Raw genomic sequence first — 2,064 nt, 5'->3', positions numbered from 1 at the left:
AGCAACGTCAGCAGCCTCTCGACCTCGACGTCGTCCGGCCTGAGCACGGCGACCAGCGGCATCTCGAGCCTGTCTACGGCTCTGAGCAGCACCAACAGCAACCTGGACAGCCTCTCGACTTCCACGTCGAGTGGATTGAGCACCGCGACCAGTGGCATCTCCAGCTTGTCTACTGGCCTGAGCACGACCAACAGCAACGTGAGCAGCCTGTCGACTTCGACATCGTCGGGCCTGAGCACTGCGACCAGTGGCATCGCCAGCCTGTCGACGGGCTTGAGCACCACGAACAGCAACGTGGGCAGCTTGTCGACTTCGACGTCCAGTGGTTTGAGCACGACCAACAGTCGAATCGATAGCCTTTCGACCTCCACATCCTCGGGTCTGAGCACGGCGACGAGTGGCATCGAGAGCCTGTCGACCGGGCTGAGCACCACGAACAGCAACGTGAGCAGCTTGTCGACGTCGACTTCGAGCGGTCTGAGCACCGCGACCAGCGGCATCTCGAGCTTGTCGACGGGCCTGAGCACGACCAACAGCAATGTGAGCAGCCTGTCGACTTCTACGTCGAGTGGCCTGAGCACGGCGACCAGCGGGATCTCTAGCCTGTCCACGAGCCTGAGCTCGACAAACAGCAATGTCAGCAGCCTGTCGACCTCCACTTCGAGCGGCTTGAGCACAGCCACGAGTGGCATCGACAGCCTGTCGACTGGTCTGAGCACGACCAACAGCAACGTCAGCAGCCTGTCGACTTCCACGTCGTCTGGCCTCAGCACCGCCACGAGCGGCATCTCCAGCCTGTCTACAGGCCTGAGCACCACGAACAGCAATGTGGGCAGCCTGTCGACTTCGACATCGTCGGGTCTGAGCACAGCCAACAGCCGTATCGACAGCCTGTCGACGTCCACGTCGAGCGGCCTCAGCACCACGAACAGCAACCTGGACAGCCTTTCGACCTCGACGTCGAGTGGCTTGAGCACGGCGACCAGCGGCATCTCCAGCTTGTCGACGGGCCTGAGCACGACGAACAGCAATGTGAGCAGCTTGTCGACGTCTACGTCGTCGGGTTTGAGCACGGCCACGAGCGGCATCTCCAGCCTGTCCACGGGCCTGAGCACGACGAACAGCAACGTGGGCAGCCTGTCGACTTCGACATCGTCGGGTCTGAGCACGGCGACCAGTGGGATCTCCAGCCTGTCGACCGGTCTGAGCACGACCAACAGCAATGTGAGCAGCCTGTCGACGTCCACGTCGTCGGGCTTGAGCACGGCCACGAGCAGCATTGACAGCCTTTCGACGTCGACGTCGTCGGGTCTGAGCACCGCAACCAGCGGTATCTCCAGCCTGTCCACGGGCCTGAGCACGACGAACAGCAACGTGAGCAGCCTGTCGACCTCGACGTCGTCTGGTTTGAGCACGGCTACGAGCAGCATCGATAGCCTTTCGACTTCGACGTCGTCGGGTTTGAGCACAGCGACCAGTGGGATCTCCAGCCTGTCGACCGGTCTGAGCACCACGAACAGCAACGTCAGCAGCCTGTCGACGTCCACGTCATCGGGCTTGAGCACGGCCACGAGCAGCATTGATAGCCTTTCGACGTCGACGTCGTCGGGTCTGAGCACCGCCACCAGCGGGATCTCCAGCCTGTCTACCGGCCTGAGTACCACGAACAGCAACGTCAGCAGCTTGTCGACCTCGACCTCGTCCGGCCTGAGCACGGCCACGAGCAGCATCGACAGTCTTTCGACGTCGACGTCGTCCGGTTTGAGCACCGCTACCAGCGGTATCTCCAGCCTGTCCACGGGCCTGAGCACGACCAACAGCAACGTCAGCAGCCTCTCGACCTCGACGTCGTCCGGCTTGAGCACTGCGACGAGCAGCATCGACAGCCTTTCGACTTCGACGTCGTCTGGTTTGAGCACTGCCACCAGCGGTATCTCCAGCCTGTCCACGGGTCTGAGCACGACCAACAGCCGTATCGATAGCCTTTCGACCTCCACGTCGAGCGGCCTGAGCACGGCGACGAGCAGCATCGACAGCCTCTCGACGTCTACGTCCTCGGGTCTG

1 pseudogene is annotated in these 2,064 nt (G+C 62.3%); it reads left to right on the top strand.

Going from position 1 to position 2,064, the window contains the following annotated elements:
• Nucleotides 1-2,064 (top strand): annotated as a pseudogene (locus tag AC1RAD_RS31415) (ESPR-type extended signal peptide-containing protein); the annotation flags it as partial.

The sequence above is a fragment of the Variovorax sp. GW823-FHT04B03 genome, from assembly GCF_058796495.1.
This window is presented reverse-complemented; position numbering and strand designations above follow the sequence as displayed.